At 43.5% G+C, this 19,089-nt stretch carries 14 protein-coding genes; 7 read left to right on the plus strand and 7 right to left on the minus strand.

Annotated features, from left to right (window positions below; translation table 11 throughout):
* Nucleotides 1-77: 77 nt before the first annotated feature.
* Nucleotides 78-2,357 carry a 5-methyltetrahydropteroyltriglutamate--homocysteine S-methyltransferase gene (gene metE / locus Xish_RS04510; protein ID WP_099116896.1) on the minus strand — a complete coding sequence of 760 codons (2,280 nt, stop codon included), beginning with the start codon at nt 2,355-2,357 and terminating at the stop codon, nt 78-80.
* 108 nt (nt 2,358-2,465) lie between these two features.
* On the opposite strand from metE, the gene metR reads away from it, so the two are divergent.
* On the plus strand, nt 2,466-3,422 hold the full coding sequence (gene metR / locus Xish_RS04515; RefSeq protein WP_141553939.1) for an HTH-type transcriptional regulator MetR: 957 nt from the start codon (nt 2,466-2,468) through the stop codon (nt 3,420-3,422).
* Here metR and Xish_RS04520 read toward each other — a convergent pair.
* The 3 genes from Xish_RS04520 to Xish_RS04530 all read right to left on the minus strand — a co-directional run bounded on the left by Xish_RS04520 (nt 3,307) and on the right by Xish_RS04530 (nt 7,520).
* Nucleotides 3,307-4,206 (minus strand): carboxylate/amino acid/amine transporter, encoded by a 900-nt coding sequence (locus Xish_RS04520; RefSeq protein ID WP_099116897.1) that lies wholly within the window; start codon nt 4,204-4,206, stop codon nt 3,307-3,309. The two genes, metR and Xish_RS04520, sit on opposite strands and share 116 nt — an antisense overlap.
* Before the next feature lie 21 nt (nt 4,207-4,227).
* Entirely contained in the window at nt 4,228-5,877 is a 1,650-nt protein-coding gene (locus Xish_RS04525; RefSeq protein WP_099116898.1) for a Na+/H+ antiporter, read from the minus strand.
* Between the two features lie 296 nt (nt 5,878-6,173).
* Nucleotides 6,174-7,520 carry an NCS2 family permease gene (locus Xish_RS04530; protein WP_099116899.1) on the minus strand — a complete coding sequence of 449 codons (1,347 nt, stop codon included), beginning with the start codon at nt 7,518-7,520 and terminating at the stop codon, nt 6,174-6,176.
* 431 nt (nt 7,521-7,951) lie between these two features.
* Here Xish_RS04530 and glk point away from each other — a divergent pair, with 431 nt between their 5' ends.
* A complete protein-coding gene (gene glk, locus Xish_RS04535; RefSeq protein WP_099116900.1) occupies nt 7,952-8,920 on the plus strand; it encodes a glucokinase in 969 nt (322 codons plus the stop codon).
* Nucleotides 8,921-9,022: 102 nt separating this feature from the next.
* Here the strand turns inward: glk and Xish_RS04540 are convergent, their stop codons facing one another.
* Nucleotides 9,023-9,991 (minus strand): GlxA family transcriptional regulator, encoded by a 969-nt coding sequence (locus tag Xish_RS04540; protein ID WP_167383216.1) that lies wholly within the window; start codon nt 9,989-9,991, stop codon nt 9,023-9,025.
* A gap of 152 nt (nt 9,992-10,143) precedes the next feature.
* Between Xish_RS04540 and Xish_RS04545 the strand changes: the two genes are divergently transcribed.
* Together Xish_RS04545 and Xish_RS04550 are read left to right on the plus strand one after the other, a co-directional pair.
* Nucleotides 10,144-11,892 (plus strand): beta-ketoacyl synthase, encoded by a 1,749-nt coding sequence (locus tag Xish_RS04545; RefSeq protein ID WP_244185920.1) that lies wholly within the window; start codon nt 10,144-10,146, stop codon nt 11,890-11,892.
* 100 nt (nt 11,893-11,992) lie between these two features.
* Nucleotides 11,993-12,775, plus strand: coding sequence for an aminoglycoside adenylyltransferase family protein (locus tag Xish_RS04550; RefSeq protein WP_099116903.1), 783 nt, complete (start codon nt 11,993-11,995; stop codon nt 12,773-12,775).
* Nucleotides 12,776-12,886: 111 nt separating this feature from the next.
* Here the strand turns inward: Xish_RS04550 and Xish_RS04555 are convergent, their stop codons facing one another.
* Entirely contained in the window at nt 12,887-13,402 is a 516-nt protein-coding gene (locus tag Xish_RS04555; RefSeq protein WP_099116904.1) for a single-stranded DNA-binding protein, read from the minus strand.
* Nucleotides 13,403-13,652: 250 nt separating this feature from the next.
* On the opposite strand from Xish_RS04555, the gene uvrA reads away from it, so the two are divergent.
* The 3 genes from uvrA (at nt 13,653) to Xish_RS04565 (ending at nt 17,477) form a co-directional block, all read left to right on the plus strand.
* On the plus strand, nt 13,653-16,484 hold the full coding sequence (gene uvrA / locus Xish_RS04560; protein WP_099116905.1) for an excinuclease ABC subunit UvrA: 2,832 nt from the start codon (nt 13,653-13,655) through the stop codon (nt 16,482-16,484).
* A 255-nt stretch (nt 16,485-16,739) separates the two neighbouring features.
* Nucleotides 16,740-16,898 (plus strand): DUF5993 family protein, encoded by a 159-nt coding sequence (locus Xish_RS18535; protein WP_167383217.1) that lies wholly within the window; start codon nt 16,740-16,742, stop codon nt 16,896-16,898.
* A 12-nt stretch (nt 16,899-16,910) separates the two neighbouring features.
* Nucleotides 16,911-17,477: a disulfide bond formation protein B gene (locus Xish_RS04565; RefSeq protein WP_099116906.1), complete on the plus strand. Its 567-nt coding sequence runs from the start codon at nt 16,911-16,913 to the stop codon at nt 17,475-17,477.
* 386 nt (nt 17,478-17,863) lie between these two features.
* Here Xish_RS04565 and Xish_RS04575 read toward each other — a convergent pair whose 3' ends face one another.
* A complete protein-coding gene (locus Xish_RS04575) occupies nt 17,864-19,060 on the minus strand; it encodes an amino acid aminotransferase (RefSeq protein WP_099116908.1) in 1,197 nt (398 codons plus the stop codon).
* Nucleotides 19,061-19,089: the final 29 nt, after the last annotated feature.

Genomic DNA, 19,089 nt, shown 5'->3' on the forward strand with positions numbered 1-19,089 from the left:
GAGTAAAAGGGTAATTGTCAGAACAAGATTGAATTATGGTAACTGTATTAGTTCAAATTGAACAAATAAACTTTAAATTAATTGTTTAATGAAGAGCGCAAGCGTTTTGCCGCTTCAACCATGTTTGCCAACGCTTGTCTGGTTTCCGTCCAACCGCGAGTTTTCAAGCCACAGTCAGGGTTCACCCACAAACGCTCGACTGGAATACGATCAGCCGCTTTGCGTAGCAATGCCTCAATCCATTCAACACTAGGGACGTTTGGTGAGTGAATATCATACACACCAGGCCCTATCTCATTCGGATACGCGAAATCTTCAAACGAATCCAGCAACTCCATATCCGAGCGCGAGGTTTCAATGGTGATCACATCTGCATCCAGCGCTGCAATTGACGGCATGATGTCATTGAACTCGCAATAACACATATGCGTGTGGATTTGGGTATCATCTTTCGCAATCGCTGCACTTAGTTTGAAAGCATCCACCGCCCACTCCAGATATTCCCGCCATTCTTCTCTGCGCAGTGGCAAGCCTTCACGCAATGCAGGTTCATCAATCTGAATAATGCCAATGCCTGCTTTCTGCAAATCATCAACTTCATCCCGCAAAGCCAATGCGATCTGTTTAGCGATGGTTTCACGGCTGATATCTTCCCTTGGGAATGACCAACAGAGAATGGTCACAGGTCCCGTCAACATCCCTTTGACTGGCTTATCAGTCAAGGATTGCGCATATGTCGCCCAGTTCACTGTTATCGCCTCTGGACGGCTAATATCGCCAATAATTACCGGTGGTTTCACGCAACGCGAGCCATAACTCTGCACCCAACCATTTTGGGTAAAGACATAACCGTCAAAGTGTTCACCGAAATATTCCACCATGTCGTTACGTTCAGCTTCACCATGTACCAATACATCCAGCCCCAAACGCTCCTGCTCTTGGATCGCCTGTTTGATATGCTCACTGATATTGGCTCGGTAGTTCGTGCTATCCACCCGCCCCTTTTTGAAATCGAGACGCAGGCTACGAATTTCTGTGGTTTGCGGGAATGAACCGATAGTTGTTGTTGGCCACAGTGGTAAGTTATAACGTTGGCGCTGAATCTTAGCACGCTCAGGATATACCTGATGACGTTCACTGTCCTGTGGCTTAATTGCCGCAATACGCTCAGCGACCGCAGAGTTATTCACCCTTGTGGAGCTACGACGGGCGCGGATTGGGGCACTATAGGCATCCAGTTCAGCCTGTTTATTGCCTTCTGGCGCATTCAATGCTTGTGATAACAAAGCAAGTTCCGCACATTTTTGCAATGCAAAGGCAAACCAGCTTTTCACTTCTTCATCCAACCCAGTTTCATCATTCAGATCTATTGGGCTATGAAGCAATGAACAGGAAGTGCCGATCCACACAGTTCTCTTACCAACCAATGGTGCAACAAGCTGATATTTCTCACTTAAGTCAGCTCGCCAAACATTGCGGCCGTTAACCACACCCAATGAAAGCAACCAATCTTTTGGCAGAGATTTATCCAAATCCTTAAGAGAATCCCTTCCTGCAACCAAATCAACATGCAATCCTTGCACTGGCAGCGATTTTATTGTCTCCAGATTGTGACCGATGCTATCGAAATAGGTCGTCAGCAACAATTTTACCTGTCCATCAAGTGCTTGATAAGCCGTTGAGAATGCCGCCAGCCACTCTTCTGGTAATTCCAGTACCAGAGCCGGCTCATCAATCTGTACCCATTCAATGTCACGTTTTGCCAGTTCCGCCAGTACTTGCTGGTATACCGGCAGGATATCGTTTAATAGAGACAAGCGATCAAAAACTTTGCCTTTCACCTTACCGAGCCATAAATAGGTCACAGGCCCCAAAAGAACAGGTTTTACTTTGTGCCCCAGTGCCAAAGCTTCATCAACTTCGTCCAATAGTTGAGTCCAGCCTAGCTTAAATTCCTGCCCTTCCTGAAATTCAGGCACAATATAGTGATAATTTGTGTTAAACCATTTCGTCATTTCCGCAGCAGCCGCAGGTGTACCTGTTGGTGCCCGACCACGAGCGATACGGAACAGCGTATCCAGATCAATATTGCCATCTGCATTTTGATGACGCGGGGGAACATTGCCCAGTAACAAGCTTGTGGTCAATACTTGGTCATACCAGGCAAAATCACCAACGGGGACTAAATCAACGCCCGCTTCTTTTTGTTGTTGCCAGTGATGTGCACGCAATTCACGGCCTGTTTCCAGCAATTCCTGTTGAGAAATATTTCCTGCCCAATAGCTTTCTTGCGCCTTTTTTAGTTCTCTTTTCAACCCAATACGTGGAAAACCTAATGTATGATTCAAAACCGTCATGTCGTCACCCGTAAAATTTTAGCCGTCTAGATGTTTACACTTCTATAATCAACAGGTAATGTATAAACCACAAGCGCAAATTATTCATTATCATCTTGAAGGTTTTTCATGATCGAATTAAAACACTTAAAAACACTACATGCACTGAACCAGTGTGGCTCACTTGCAGCAGCGGCAAATTATTTGCATCAGACGCAATCCGCCCTTTCGCACCAATTCAGTGAATTAGAACATCGGTTGGGATTTAAGTTATTCATTCGTAAAAGCCAACCCTTGAAGCTAACGGCTCAAGGAGAAGTGTTATTAAAGTTGGCAGAGCAAGTTTTACCCTTGGTAACGGATTCCTTACGTCAATGCCATGAGCCGGAAGAGACAAACTTACGCATTGCCATTGAGTGTCATAGCTGCATTCAATGGCTGACTCCCGCACTTAAGCGTTTTCGTGAAAGTTGGCCACAGGTTAATGTGGACTTTACATCTGGTGTGACATTTGATCCTCAACCTGCACTGCAAAAACGCGAGCTGGATATCGTTCTGACATCTGACATTATTGCAGACAGTAACCTGCACTATACGTCACTGTTTGATTATGAAGTGAAGCTGGTGATCGCACCGGATCATCCACTGGCAAATAAACGTGATATTCATCCACAAGATCTCGCGGCTGAAACTTTGCTGATTTATCCGGTTCAGCGCCAACGGCTTGATATTTGGCGACACTTTCTCCAGCCTGCGGATATTACTCCAACATTAAAAACTGTCGATAATACGCTATTGCTGATTCAGATGGTTGCCGCCCGATTGGGTATTGCCGCATTACCTCACTGGGCGGTGGAAACATTCGAAAGACAAGGGTTGATTGTAACCCAAACATTAGGAGAGGGATTATGGAGCAGATTGTACGCTGCCAGCCGAGAAGGGGAGCAGCGCCAACCCGCTATTGATACTTTTATTCGTTCTGCGCGTCAACACGCGGTGGACAATTTGCCGTTTGTGAAACGGGTTTCAGGATCCAACGGTGATGCACCCAAAGTGACGCAACAATCAAGCTGCCTCCAATGGTAAAACTCAGCCAATTAGGATGTTGCTGCCAAATTGCAAAATTGACTAACAACCCTGCCGGAATCAGCATATTATTCATAATTGCCAACGTTCCGGCATCTACTTGCGTTGCCCCATAGTTCCACATAAAGTAACCAATCCCCGACGCCCCAACACCTAGCCAGATCAAGACGCCCCACTGTAGCTGAGTTGTTGGTAATTTTTGCGGATCACCAAACATCAGCCAGCCGATGATGGCGACGACACAAGCCCCAAGATAGAACCATGAAAATGCCACTCGTTGCGGGATCGGATGAGTTTCCATCAAACGCTTATAACCGACCTGCCCAATTGCAAAGAAAATATTTGCGAATTGCACCAATATTAAGCCAATCCAAAAAGATTCACTCAATCGGTCATAACGAATAATTGCAGCCCCAGCCACTGCCAATAAAGAACTTAAAGCATAGCCCGAGCGCAACCGCTGACGCCCCATCAGATCATAAATTAATGTGACATAGAGCGGTGTCATGATGGTAAACAGCAAAAATTCTGCCACAGTCAGATAGTGATAGGCATGAAATACAAACAAATACATCACACCGAGCTGACAGGCACCGACAGCCATATACAGTGAAATGACTTTCAGAGATAACCCACGCCAGCGCAAAAATGGTAAAAATACCATTGCGGCCAACATTACCCTGACAAGAACCGAAAACCAGCTATCAACCTGACCAGCGAGATAAGCGCCAATCAGGCTAAATGAGGCGGCCCACAAAAATGTTGTGATCGTTAACAGCCACATAATTTATCGATCTTTTACCTTTTATTGATCTTTTTCCACTAAAAGTGCTTCCAGCAAATCAAGATCATGCAGTAATGTTTGCAGTGTTTCATTACTAATTTTACGAGTTGCACGCAGATGATATAACTCTCCCCGTTCAGCCCTTAATGCCGTCAAACGGAAGCGGCGCTCCAAATCTTCAACCATCAGGTTATGCTCGATTTCATCCGTTCCCGCAGTACGACGCCGTAAATAACCAGTAACACGAGAAGCAATTTCATTAATGACTTCTGCATCCAGTTTTTCTTCAGTACTGGCCGACAAACGCTCTTCCATCTTATTCATACTGACAATAGCAACTTCAGCCATTGCCGATTTTGCCATTCTGATTTCATTGAGATCTGCCAGCTTATCACCGACTTTCATGCCACGTAGCAGCAAAGGCAAAGCAACAACCCCGACAAAAAGGGAGAACAGGATCACGCCCGCAGAAATGAAAATCAACTGATAACGTGCCGGGAATGGGTCACCATCCGGCAAGAACAATGGTACAGACAGCGCACCTGCCAGCGTAATTGCTCCACGAACGCCAGCAAATGAGGCTAACCACAACTCACGGGTCGTATAGGAGGCAAATTGAAGTGGTTTTTTCTTTATCAGCATCCTGCTGATATTTTTCATCAGCCATAACCAACTGAATCGCAGTAATACCAGCGCAATGTAAATGATCCCAACGGCAGCGAACAGCATCCAGGTTTCAACATTCGGGTCAAGCTCAGCTTGAGTTACCGATGTTTCCCAAATCCCCGGCAATTGCAGCCCCAGCATGATAAACACAAGGCCGTTGAAGACAAAGGCCAGCATTCCCCATACATTATCGGCACGCAAACGCATATCCAGTGGTGCGTTGCGGATCACTCCGGCCTTACTGATAGTCATCCCTGCGGCAACCGCAGCCAGAATACCGGATACACCGATATGTTCAGCAATCATATAAGAAGCAAACGGTAACAGCATCATAAACATGATTTGAGTTGCAGGATCATCCCCACTCCAGCGACTCATCAAGCGTAGTGATTTACTGTATAACCATGTGATAGCGATCCCTGACAATAAACCACCAACCGCAACCTTGAAAAACTCCACTGTTGCGCCAGTGACCGTAAAAACCATCGTGCCCATAGCAATTGCCACGGCAAATTTCAGAGCCACCAGACCAGAAGCATCATTCATTAATGCTTCCCCTTCCAGCACGCTCATCATGTTTTTAGGAATACGCCCTTTTCCAACAATTGATGACAACGCCACCGCATCTGTCGGGGATAATACAGCCGCTAGTGCAAAAGCAGCAATAAGCGGGACACTCGGCAATAACCAATAGATCAAATAACCAATGCCAATAACCGTCACCAATACTAATACTAATACTAAGATGACGATTTCACGCCCATGCTGGAAAAACTCTCTAGTCGGTGTTTTCCAACCATCAACAAATAATAAAGGAGGGATAAGTAAAACGAGAAATAGTTCAGGATCGAAAGTAACGTGTAAACCAAAATGAGGCCATGCCAGCAGCGCTCCCATTGCTATTTGCACTATCGGCAAAGGGATACGGAACGGAATCATTTTAGTAAGAACACCAGAAACTGACACCACCAAAATCAAGATCAAGATAGTAAAGAATATTTCCATGTTACCCTTACAAATTGCCAAAAATCCGTCAGTGGAAAGATTGTGACTGTTTTTTACTGTTAATAATAGCGCTAATAACCATAAATATTACAGTTATTAAAGAAAATCAAAAAGCAATCACATTGTAAATCAATAAGCATTGATTCATTTTTCTATTTTATGCTTATCGGCTTGAGTGTGTTGAGAAAATTAACACATTTTAGAATATGCCTGGCAATCACAGTATGACTAACATTGGCATAGTAAGGATGTGGAAGGGATGCGCAACTCCCTATTGTTTGCGCATCTTATTTTAATTAGATGGCCCAATTTCCGGCATAAAATATAACTAATATAATGGCAAGTATAACTGTACCAATATTCAGTTTGCGCCATTCACCCGAAAAAATACGCCCAACAACCAGCGCACTGAAACCCAGCATAATGCCTGTGACGATATTACAAGTCAGCACGATAAATACAGCACACAATAAACCTGACATTGCATCAACAAAATCATCAAAATTCAGCTTTCTCACATTGCTCAGCATCAGTAATCCAACGTACATCAAGGCAGGAGCCGTAGCATAGCCAGGAACCAAATACGACAGCGGAGACAGGAATAAAATTAACAGGAATAAAATACCGACAACGGAAGCTGTTAAACCCGTTTTACCACCAGCAGCGGTTCCTGCGGCAGACTCAATATAAACCGCTGCGGGAGAAGAACCGATAACCCCAGCAAAAATACTACTGACAGAATCTGCTGTCAGTGCCTTGCCGCCATTAATAATCTGGCCTCTCTTATCCAATAAATTAGCTTGCCCCGCTACAGCCCGAATAGTACCCGTCGCATCAAATATCGCTGTCATTACCAGCGCCAAAACACTGGGTAATACAATAGGCTGTAAGGCTCCCATAATATCCATACTAAACATCAGAGACAGGCCATCTTCCCCTAATGTAGGAAACTTAAATAATCCTTGATATTTAACGGCTGGGTCAAAAATCAAGCCGATAATAGAAATTGCGATAATCACCAGCAAAATACCGCCAGGCACCTTCTTTCGTTCCAGACCGATAATACCTGCCAGCCCCAATAGCGTCATAACTACAGGAAATGAAGCCAATGAACCAAACGCAACAGGCAAACCTGCGTGTGGATTCTTAATCACCAAGCCAACACCATTAGCTGCAATCAACAATAAAAACAACCCGATGCCAATGCCCGTTCCATGTGCAATGCCCATTGGCATATTGCGCAAAATCCACGCTCGCACGCCCGTTACTGAAATTAACGTAAATAAACATCCCATCAGGAAAACCGCACCAAGTGCCACAGGAATGCTTACTTGTTGCCCTAATACCAGGCTAAATGCGGTAAATGCAGTCAATGAGATCGCACAACCAATCGCCATTGGCAAATTGACCCACAATCCCATCAATAACGAACCAATACCGGTCACCAGACAAACAGAAATAAACACGGCGGTATGAGGAAATCCCGCTTGCCCAAGCATCCCTGGTACCACAATAACGGAATAAACCATCGCCAAAAATGTCGTTAATCCGGCAAGAATTTCCTGACGTACTGTCGATCCACGTTCAGTAATCTTAAAATACCTATCGAGTTTGCATTGAGTTGGTGCCTGCATACCAGACATGTTTTTCCCCTGCTTCTGTTAAATATGTCGCTTTAAAAAGCGTTCGTTCTATTTCTTCACCTCGCCAAACGAAAACGATTACGTCACAAGATAATAACAATTAGTGCCGTGTTCATGGGTTTAGCCATTCGTTTGCGCAATCGTTTGGCTTTCTGGATAAAGAAACTGTGAGAAAATTTGAGGCGGACGATTATCCAGTGAATCAGGGATAAGAATCAAGCGATAATCACATTGAGGATGATAAAACGCATATTCAGTAGGTTAAAGTGACTCGAAAACTAAAGGATATGTATCCGATGCAAAATTATCTGGATCCTGCTCCATATCGACACATTTTTATGCGGCCTTTAAGCCTGACCTTGTGTAAAATCCCCTCAATTCGATTTTTGACTGGTTCATTAGGATTTCTGTAAGAATTAAGGAGATAAACCATGACAACTTATGCTCTGGTAGGTGATATCGGCGGTACAAATGCACGTCTGGCATTATGTGATGTAGATACTGGGCAACTGAGCGCAGTCGAATTCTATCCCTGTGCACATTATCCATCGCTTGAAATTGTTATCCGCCAATATTTGAAACAGAAGAACTGTGAAGTCAAATATGGCTGTATCGCTATTGCCTGTCCGGTGACAGATGATGTGATCAGTATGACCAACCACAGTTGGCGTTTTTCTGTTAGCCAAATGAAAGCATCGCTGGGATGGGAACATTTTGAGGTGATTAACGATTTTACTGCCGTTTCCCTCGCCATTCCGGTTTTGGGAGCAGATGATGTAATTCAGATTGGTGGAAAGCAACCTCAGGCTAAACGTCCCATTGCGGTTTATGGTGCAGGAACTGGGTTAGGTGTCGCGCATCTTATTCACACAGGAACCCAATGGATGAGTTTACCTGGTGAAGGTGGTCATGTGGATTTTGCGCCAGAGAGTACGGAAGAAGATCATATGTTGAGCGTACTGCGTGAAGAATATGGTCATGTCTCCGCTGAACGTGTCCTGTCTGGACCTGGTTTGGTGAATATTTACCGTTCTCTGATGAAACTTAACGGTCAAGTCGCCGAAGATATTACCCCTCGCGATATTTCTGACCGCGCACTGAATGGAAATTGTCCTATCTGCAAACAGGCGTTAGAACTTTTCTGTACCGCGTTAGGACGTTTTGGTGGGAATTTAGCGCTGAATCTTGGCGCATTTGGCGGTGTTTATATTGCGGGTGGCATCGTCCCGCGTTTCCTTGATTTTTTCCAAAAATCAGGTTTCCGGCAAGGGTTTGAAAACAAGGGCAGATTTACGGACTATTTAAAAGATATTCCTGTGTATCTGATTACCCATGATAAACCGGGATTATTGGGTGCGGGATCTTATATTCGCCAATCACTAGGTAAAGCAATTAGTTAAATAGAACCGAGATATTTATATTCGCTCATGCTAGTTGTTTGTTTGATTTTCTGGTAATAATTTTGAGCAATATTTAGCATGAGTATCTTTTTAACCTATTCATCAAGCATGGAACACTTTGGCTTTTACCAACTTACGATAAGCGGTTGGAGTTAGTTTGAAATGTTGTTCAAATATCTTACTAAAGTAATAAGCATCCTTAAATCCCACTAATTGAGCAATATGCAGTAAGGTTAAGCTATTGTCCATTAGCAATTGTTTGGCTGTTGACAGTCGGTGATTCAGTATATATTTATGAGGTGAAATACCAATTTGCCCTTTAAACCTACGAATCAAAGTACTTTCCGATACACCAACATAAGTGGCAATATCTTTAATGGTGATTTGTGAATCAACATGCTGCTTAATATAATTCTGTGCTATTGAAACCATTTCATCAAATTGCATATTACCCCCGATTTGAAAAAATGGTTCTGATTGAAAGTGTGATACTTCATGTAAAAAGTGCTTCTCAATAATTTTAGCAATTGGGATACTGAAAAATTGAGCGATAAGGTAAACGAGCAGTTCCGTTTGGGAATTAATACTCCTCACACAATAAATGTTGTCGCAATATGTGATGCTCGCTTTACGATTCACATCCACTGTTGGGAAATGGCTCTCAAATTTGTCATAGAAATACCAATGAGTTGTTACTGTTTTTTCCTCAAGCAAACCCGCTTTTGCTAACCAACATCCTCCTGTTCCCGTCGCAATGATGATAGCCTGATTATCTTTTTGCCTACACAGCCACTCAAGAATATCTTCTCTATCAGCCATAGAAGAAAATGGGTTTCCCCACATAGGAGGCAAAAACACTAAATCAAAATTAACCTGATCTGAAAACTGACAATGAGTATGTAGCTTAATTTGTTCATTATTTTTCGTTAAATTCCCAATAACAGACATATGAAGAGGATGTTCTCTCTGCTGCTTTCGACTTCTCAAACTACTAGCGCTATTTAACATATCCGACGCTAAAGTTATCCCACTTTGCAATGCCTTATCATATAAAACAAACGCGATTTTCATGCCTATCTCCACATATTGCGCCTGCCTAAATATCACTATATTACATCCAAATAATGGATACAGTGACCATATTCTTTGCTTTATTGACATGAATCTCAGAGAGAGTAATTAGTTCTAACTGATAAACTTCAATAAAAATCTTTTTGGAGTTTATGATGAGTAAATTACCCGTAATAGTTGGTTTGGGTGGCATCAATGCAGCAGGAAGAAGTTCTGGATTCCACGGATATAAGCGCATTGTATCAGACAGTCTCAAAGGCGAAATTATGCAAAATACATGGGCTGATTTATGCAATCGGATGGGTATTATCAGGAATGTAGAATCTATGACAGCCTCCCATATTGAATGCGCCCAAAACGGTACATTAATAAGAAAAATCACGCGATTTGATACCCAAAAAGTGCCAATAAACAAAATACTCACCGACATTGACAACAATTCAGACAGGCTATTAAACAGCATGCATACATCGCTTTCTGTCACCAGTGCAGGGCAATTGCCAGAGGGATTTGAAATTGGCGATTTATATAATGCAATCAGCCATCCACGCGGTTTACGCTTAACAGTCTATGGTGCTTCGGATTTGTTAAATTCGATTGGCATTTCATGGTCAGATATCACCGCTTTGGTGAAACCTGATCAGATTTCGGTTTATGCCGGTAGTTCTCTGGGTCAGATAGACCGATTATCAATGGCTGGATTAATCGGCAATCCATTGAATGGTTCACGTGTCAGTTCCAAAATGCTCCCACTTTCCATGGCTGACATGCCAGCAGGTTTTATTAATAGCTATATTATCAACAATCTTGGTACGACTTCGGCTAATCTTGGAGCCTGTGCTAGCTTTCTATATAACCTCAAACAAGGCATTAATGATATCAAGCAAGGTAAGTCAAAGATCTGTTTAGTCGGATGTGCCGAAGCACCTGTTGTCCCTGCAATCATTGAAGGATTCAGAGCCATGAGTGCTCTTGCCGAAGATCACCAACTCTGTGAACTCGATGGGACTGATATCGTTAACCACCGTCGTGCTTGCCGCCCATTTTCGACTAATGTCGGGTTTACTATTGCAGAATCCGCACAATTTGTATTACTGATGAGTGATGATTTAGCCTTGCAATGCGGCGTAAATATCCTTGGCTCTGTGCCGGATGTTTTTGTTAATAGCGATGCGAACAAAAAATCAATTTCTTCACCGGGGATAGGTAATTACATCACTATGATGAAAGCAGCTTCCCTTACTAACCACTTACTGGATGGGAAATTGCGACATTCCTATGTTCAGGCACACGGAACTGGAACACCACAAAATAGAGTGACTGAAAGTCATATTATTAATGAAGTAGCTAAAACTTTTGGACTCAATAACTGGGACGTCACTGCTATTAAAGCACATATTGGTCACTCTATTGCCGCAGCAGCAGGGGATCAATTAGCCTGTGTTTTAGGTGTTTGGCAATATGGTTGGATTCCAGGAATTACAACGATTGATCATATTGCCGAAGATGTACATGCGTCCAATTTAAACATCTTAATGCAAAATAAATTTGTCGGCGAATATGGCGAAAATATGCAGGCTACAATCATTAATGCAAAAGGATTCGGCGGTAATAACGCAAGCGCAGTGATTTTATCACCCCAACAAACGATGCAAATGCTGGGCAAAAAACACGGTAGATCTTCCATCAGTTCATACCATAAACGCAATGAAATAGTTAAAAGCAAGAGTGAAGAACAAGATCGGGCAATTTGTCGTGGTGAAGAATCTATCGTTTATAACTTTGGTAATGCAGTGCTGCAACCATCGGATATTCAGCTTTCGCGACAGGAAGTGAGATTAAATGGTGTTAAACAACCGATAAGGCTCCCTACCGCAGAAGAATTTAGTGAATTTTTATGAATGAGATTTTTCGGGTATTCGGAAATCCGGTTAACGGAGCAGCATGAGGAGATAAGATCCTCAGAAACATCATTCTCGCTATATCCAAGGTGGATTATTTATGACTATTCCTTCTGAAGTAAATAAGGTGTTGTTGATCGTCCAGAAGCGATTAGCGAAATCGCTGGTAGCTGTTTACCTTCATGGTTCGGCTGTGGTTGGTGGTCTTCGCCCCCGCAGCGATGTAGATTTGCTCGTGGTGATTGACCAGCCAATGACGTCTGAGGTTCGGAAATGTCTTGCTGCCGATTTAATGATGATATCGGGGCGATATCCTTCTGATCCTGATGGACGTCGCCCTGTTGAACTGATTGTTTTATTGCACGCCGATCTCGCCGCATCGCTTTACCCTGCCCGGAGCGAATTTATTTACGGCGAGTGGTTGCGTCACGAATATGAGGCAGGAGAAATTCCCAAGCCGGTTTGTGATCCAGAACTTACCTTGGTATTGGCTCAATCACGACAGGAAGCGATTCCTCTGGTCGGCCCTAACGCCAGCAGCCTTCTGCCCGCTATTCCAAGATCGGATATTTACCGTGCTATTAAAGATGTCTTGCCGGCTTTAATTGAGACACTACAGGGAGATGAACGCAATGTTCTGCTAACACTAGCGCGTATGTGGCGAACATTAGTGACTGGAGAATTTGTCTCTAAGGATGTTGCTGCCGATTGGGCGGCTGCTCGCCTTCCAGCTATACAGGCCGCAGTTTTAACCGATGCGCGGGAGGCCTATTTGAGAGGATGTGAAGAAGATTGGCGAAATCGCCAGCAAGAACTCCGGCTCACAGTAAGTTTGCTGCACGATTGTGTACTAACGAATCTATGTGTATTGACTCAGACTTGATCTGACAATCACTGAAACAAAACAAACAATTGCCAGATCAAATTTAAACGACTACAGATTGCAAAATAACGACTAGCTCTGACCAGATATCAAGCCGCTTTTTCAGTCCACTCAGAACGGAATATCATCATCGAAATCCATCGGTGGCTCATTGCTCTGTGGCATAGGAGACTGTGCTGGACGAGATGGCGCACCGCCACTGAATTGCTGAGCCGCTTGTGGTTGCTGTGGTTGCCCCCAACCACCTTGCGCTGGCGCATCCTGTGCTGCGCCACTGCGGCTGCCCAGCATCTGCATTACTCCACCGATAGGATTGACTACAATTTCCGTGGTGTAACGATCCTGACCGTTTTGATCCTGCCATTTACGTGTCTGCAAAGAACCTTCGATATAAACCTGAGAACCTTTGCGCAGATATTCACCGGCGACTTCTGCCAATTTGCCGAAAAATACGACACGATGCCATTCAGTTTTCTCTCTCATCTCACCGGTTTGCTTATCACGCCAGCTCTCAGACGTTGCCAGAGTAACGTTGGTAACTGCACCGCCATTCGGCATATAGCGAACTTCTGGGTCCTGTCCCAAATTACCCACTAAAATAACTTTGTTTATGCCTCTGCTGGCCATTGGAAATACTCCTGATGAAATGAATTTTGCTAAAAACGGATTTCTCTAATTATAAGCAAAGTAGTTTACCATGCGAGGGATAAGTTTAAACAGAGAGCCGTTATATTATACTTTGCGAAGCGCATCGTACTTTACATTGTCATGGTTACAGCACAATTGTCCGTTAAACACTGTATATCCATTCAGCAATGTTTGTGCAATAATAACGCGCTTATGAGTTTTGCACTATCAATAATCTGGGAAATGGTATATGGATAACATCGAAGTTCGGGGCGCCCGCACCCATAATCTTAAGAATATCAATTTAATAATTCCCCGTGACAAGCTGATAGTCATTACTGGGCTATCTGGCTCCGGTAAGTCATCTTTGGCTTTCGATACCCTGTATGCGGAAGGGCAACGTCGCTATGTTGAATCTCTCTCTGCCTATGCTCGCCAGTTTTTGTCACTGATGGAAAAACCAGATGTCGACCATATTGAGGGGCTATCCCCAGCCATTTCCATTGAGCAAAAATCTACTTCCCATAACCCACGCTCTACGGTGGGAACGATAACGGAAATTCACGATTATCTCCGTCTGCTATTTGCACGAGTAGGTGAACCACGTTGTCCTGAGCACAATATCACGCTGGCGGCGCAAACGATAAGCCAGATGGTAGATAACGTCTTGACATTGCCAGAAGGCCAACGCCTGATGCTACTGGCTCCTGTCGTCAAAGAGCGTAAAGGTGAACATAGCAAGCTGCTGGATAATCTCGCTGCACAAGGCTATATCCGCGCCCGTATTGATGGCGAAGTGTGCGACCTTTCTGATCCACCAAAACTCGAATTACAGAAAAAACACACTATCGAAGTCGTCATAGACCGCTTTAAAGTGCGTGCTGACCTCGCCCAGCGATTGGCGGAATCATTCGAAACCGCATTGGAGCTTTCCGGTGGTACTGCCGTCATTGCCAATATGGATGATACACAGGCCGAAGAGCTGGTCTTCTCCGCCAATTTTGCTTGTCCAACCTGTGGCTATAGCATGAGCGAATTGGAACCTCGTCTATTTTCCTTCAACAATCCCGCTGGCGCTTGTCCTACTTGTGATGGTTTAGGGGTTCAGCAATTTTTTGACCCCGAACGAGTTATCCAGAATGAAGATATTTCCCTTGCCGGAGGTGCGATCCGTGGTTGGGATCGCCGTAACTTCTATTACTTCCAGATGCTGAGATCACTGGCAGAACACTACAAATTCGATATCGAAACACCGTTTAATCAGTTAGGCCCAGCCATTCACAAAGTGGTTTTATACGGTTCAGGTAAAGAATCTATCGAATTTAAATACACCAATGATCGTGGTGATGTGACGGTTCGTCACCATCCGTTCGAAGGTGTACTGCATAATATGGAACGCCGCTATAAAGAGACAGAATCCACCGCAGTACGGGAAGAGTTGGCAAAATATATCAGTAATCGATCTTGTATTGCCTGCGACGGAACACGATTGCGTAAGGAAGCACGTTATGTCTTTATCGAAGATACTACGCTGCCACAAATTTCGGATTTCAGCATCGGCCATGCGATGGAGTTTTTCCAAAATATCAAACTGAGTGGACAACGTGCCCAAATTGCTGAAAAAGTCCTGAAAGAGATCCGTGATCGCCTGAAATTCCTGGTTAATGTTGGATTAAATTACCTGACACTTTCTCGTTCAGCAGAAACGCTTTCAGGTGGGGAGGCCCAGCGTATCCGTTTGGCGAGCCAGATTGGTGCCGGTCTTGTCGGTGTGATGTATGTGCTGGATGAGCCGTCCATTGGCCTGCATCAAAGGGATAATGAGCGTTTGCTGGAAACATTGCTGCATCTGCGCAATTTGGGTAACACGGTTATCGTTGTCGAACATGACGAAGATGCCATTCGTGCGGCTGACCATATTATTGATATCGGGCCAGGTGCGGGCGTACATGGTGGTGAGATTGTTGCCGAAGGAACGATTACCGCTATCATGGAAAACCCAAAATCGCTCACAGGACGATTCCTCAGTGGTGAACGTAAAATTGCTATTCCAGAGCAGCGCGTGCCTGCTAATCCAGATAAAATGCTGAAATTAATTGGTGCAAAAGGCAATAACCTGAAAAAAGTGACATTAAATCTACCTGTTGGCCTGTTTACTTGCATTACAGGGGTTTCTGGCTCTGGTAAATCCACGTTGATCAATGATACGTTGTTCCCTATTGCACAGCGTCAGTTAAACGGAGCAACAAATATTAATCCCGCCCCTTATATCGATATTCAGGGTCTTGAACATTTTGACAAGGTGATCGATATTGACCAAAGTCCGATCGGCAGAACCCCCCGTTCTAATCCCGCCACTTATACTGGCGTGTTCACGCCGGTCAGGGAGTTATTCTCAGGCGTTCCTGAATCTCGTACCCGTGGTTATACACCAGGGCGTTTCAGCTTCAACGTCAAGGGTGGACGTTGCGAAGCCTGTCAGGGCGATGGGGTCATTAAAGTTGAGATGCATTTCTTGCCTGATGTTTATGTGCCTTGTGATCAATGCAAAGGCAAGCGTTACAATCGCGAAACGTTGGAAATCAAATATAAAGGCAAGAATATTGATGAAGTGCTGAATATGACCATCGAAGAAGCCCGTGAGTTTTTTGATGCTATTCCTGCTCTTTCCCGTAAACTGCAAACTTTGATAGATGTCGGTCTTTCCTATATTCGTCTGGGGCAATCTGCAACGACACTTTCCGGCGGGGAAGCACAACGAGTAAAACTGGCACGGGAATTATCTAAACGGGGTACAGGCCAGACACTGTATATCCTTGATGAGCCAACAACTGGCCTGCATTTTGCCGATATTCAGCAACTACTGTCCGTTTTGCATCAATTGCGGGATCAAGGAAATACTATTGTTGTTATCGAACATAATTTGGATGTAATTAAAACTGCTGACTGGATTGTCGATCTTGGCCCTGAAGGTGGTAACGGTGGTGGTGAAATATTGGTATCAGGAACACCAGAAGAAGTGGTTCACTGCGAAATATCTCACACAGCTCGTTTTTTGAAGCCAATACTTGGACAAGGTTAATTTATTAACTTTAAAACTGAATTATCTATAATTCTCCTCACTACGTGGGGAGTTTTCTATTTATCTTCTAGAATATTATTAATTAAATTCAATTTACTATGGGCAGTAAATCTTTTTTTACAGTCAATTTAGGTGAAACAATCTTTAATGAATTAGTATTGTATTGTTGATCTAATATTATTAATTCTCACGTTTACAAGGTATTAATGCCATAATGGCATAACATATGCTTTAAACTTATAATGGAGATTAAACATGTATATGTTTTTACCGTTCTTAATTGCGCTAGTTATCATTGTCACCATCATGACCGGCAAGAAAAAGCTGGCGTATACTCTTTGGTTTGCTTTATTCATCATCACGGTATTTTGGTTTAAATATCATGCAACTGATGCATTGAACCTTTCTTTTTAATCGGAGGCCGTAATGAATAATACAATGTCAGCACCACGTAATATTAACCTTGCAATGGCTCTGAATATTCTGGGATTGTTCGGTATTAGTGTGGTTTTGATAGTCGCGTTTTATTATCAATTAGCGCGTTTTGAACTTCCCTGCCCATTATGTTTATTGCAGCGAGCAGGTATTATCATGATTGGTTTTGGTTTTTTGTTTAATATTTACTTCGGCATAAAAAATGCCCATTATAGCCTTTCACTTCTTGGCTGTATTGTGACTGGTTTCATCGCCATGCGTCAGGTTTCTCTCCATATCATGCCGGGAGATATGGGATATGGTTCAACTTTCTTCGGCCTGCATTTTTATACTTGGGCTGCCATCCTGTCTATTCTGACTATTATTGCCATCGCAGCTATCATGCCACTGAAGGCAGGTTATGTTGATTCGGCAAGATACACCCCACCAACATTGGGCAAAATTGCCATGAGCTTGTTCGCATTTTTAATTGCAGCTAATCTGGTTTCCACCATATTGGAGTGTGGTAGCGGGCAATGTGATGACAACCCAACGTTCTATCAATTATTGCAAAAGTAGTCTTTATTTATATTGAACCATTAAGACAGAAGGCCGCATAATTCCGGCAGCCTTCTATTTTTTCAATTGAATGGATAGACTTTTTGTATGAGTCAGCTTCTCTATCAAATTCAATAATAAATGCATTGTCACGGGATAAAACAGTAAAATCATCCGCACCCACGCCATAAATAAAATTGGCTACCTGACATAAGAATTCTGGGTCAATTTTTTTCTGGATAGATTGCAACTAATGTAAAATCATACTCTTTCATTATGATATGCCTTATTAAGATATAAAGTCTCCAACTATTATTCTATAAAGCCGTTCACTGAACGGCTTGGAATAGTTAACAATTGTAATTATCAATTGTTTTTCTAATTTTCTTTGTGAGCAGACAATAAAATTACTGACTCACCGCAGCAAATGCTTCCGCAATGCGTTGCACGTTGTGATGATTCACGCCAGCCATGCAAACGCGGCCAGAACCGACCAGATAGACGCCAAATTCTTCACGTAATCTATCAACTTGCGTTTGACTAAATCCGGTATAACTGAACATCCCACGCTGTTTCAGTAAATGGTTAAAGTTTTTCTCCGGTAGTGCTTGCTGTAGGGCATTTACCAATACTGTCCGCATTTCCAGAATACGCAAGCGCATCCGTTCAACTTCATCCAGCCATTGGTTTTTTAATTCAGAGTTACTCAATACTCTGGCAACAATCTGCGCCCCAAAATTTGGAGGGCTGGAGTAAATACGGCGCACCGCCGCTTTCAATTGCCCCAAGACACGCTCAGCTACTTTTGCATCGTCACAGGTAACCGATAAACCACCAACGCGCTCACCATACAGCGAGAAAATTTTCGAGAATGAGTTGCTGACCAAACAAGGCAGACCCGTATTTGCCATTGCACGGATCGCGTAAGCATCTTCTTCCATACCATCGGCAAATCCCTGATAAGCGATATCAAGGAAAGGGAGTAATTCCCGCTCTTTGGCAACCTGGACGACCTGATCCCATTGTTCATTGGTGAGATCTGACCCTGTTGGGTTATGGCAGCAAGGGTGCATCAAAATAATACTTTTTGCCGGCAATTGCTTGAATGTTGCCAACATTTCATCAAATTTTACCCCTTTGGTTTTATCATCAAAATAAGGGTAATAATTCACCTTGATGCCTGCTCCGGCAAAAATAGCGGCATGATTTTCCCACGTCGGATCACTGCACCATACTTCAGAATCAGGGAAATAACGGTGTAAAAAATCAGCCCCTACTTTTAATGCGCCTGAACCACCCAATGTTTGAATGGTGGCAATACGTTGCTGACTTAACAGTGGGTGATCTTTGCCGAACAGCAACTCCTGAACTGCTGTGCGATAGGCAAGCAATCCTTCCATTGGGAGGTAAAGAGAAGCAGACGGTGGCAAAGCCTTCATTTGTACTTCAGCAGTTGCAACAGCCTGCAATTTTGGGGTTATACCCTGTTCATCATAATACAGCCCGATGCTCAAATTAATTTTTTCTGTGCGGGGATCGTTTTTAAATTCTTCCATTAATGACAGGATAGGATCACCCGCGTACGCATCAACATTTTGAAACATGACGTTATATTCCTTACTACAAGTGAGAT

The sequence above is a fragment of the Xenorhabdus ishibashii genome, from assembly GCF_002632755.1.
GTDB lineage: Bacteria > Pseudomonadota > Gammaproteobacteria > Enterobacterales > Enterobacteriaceae > Xenorhabdus > Xenorhabdus ishibashii.

What these genes read in the sequence shown, in the direction of transcription:
- metE (WP_099116896.1), bottom strand. Translation starts at nt 2,357, where the DNA reads ATGACGGTTTTGAATCATACATTAGGTTTTCCACGTATTGGGTTGAAA.
- metR (WP_141553939.1), top strand. Translation starts at nt 2,466, where the DNA reads ATGATCGAATTAAAACACTTAAAAACACTACATGCACTGAACCAGTGT.
- Xish_RS04520 (WP_099116897.1), bottom strand. Translation starts at nt 4,206, where the DNA reads ATGTGGCTGTTAACGATCACAACATTTTTGTGGGCCGCCTCATTTAGC.
- Xish_RS04525 (WP_099116898.1), bottom strand. Translation starts at nt 5,877, where the DNA reads ATGGAAATATTCTTTACTATCTTGATCTTGATTTTGGTGGTGTCAGTT.
- Xish_RS04530 (WP_099116899.1), bottom strand. Translation starts at nt 7,520, where the DNA reads ATGTCTGGTATGCAGGCACCAACTCAATGCAAACTCGATAGGTATTTT.
- glk (WP_099116900.1), top strand. Translation starts at nt 7,952, where the DNA reads ATGACAACTTATGCTCTGGTAGGTGATATCGGCGGTACAAATGCACGT.
- Xish_RS04540 (WP_167383216.1), bottom strand. Translation starts at nt 9,991, where the DNA reads ATGAAAATCGCGTTTGTTTTATATGATAAGGCATTGCAAAGTGGGATA.
- Xish_RS04545 (WP_244185920.1), top strand. Translation starts at nt 10,144, where the DNA reads ATGATGAGTAAATTACCCGTAATAGTTGGTTTGGGTGGCATCAATGCA.
- Xish_RS04550 (WP_099116903.1), top strand. Translation starts at nt 11,993, where the DNA reads ATGACTATTCCTTCTGAAGTAAATAAGGTGTTGTTGATCGTCCAGAAG.
- Xish_RS04555 (WP_099116904.1), bottom strand. Translation starts at nt 13,402, where the DNA reads ATGGCCAGCAGAGGCATAAACAAAGTTATTTTAGTGGGTAATTTGGGA.
- uvrA (WP_099116905.1), top strand. Translation starts at nt 13,653, where the DNA reads ATGGATAACATCGAAGTTCGGGGCGCCCGCACCCATAATCTTAAGAAT.
- Xish_RS18535 (WP_167383217.1), top strand. Translation starts at nt 16,740, where the DNA reads ATGTATATGTTTTTACCGTTCTTAATTGCGCTAGTTATCATTGTCACC.
- Xish_RS04565 (WP_099116906.1), top strand. Translation starts at nt 16,911, where the DNA reads ATGAATAATACAATGTCAGCACCACGTAATATTAACCTTGCAATGGCT.
- Xish_RS04575 (WP_099116908.1), bottom strand. Translation starts at nt 19,060, where the DNA reads ATGTTTCAAAATGTTGATGCGTACGCGGGTGATCCTATCCTGTCATTA.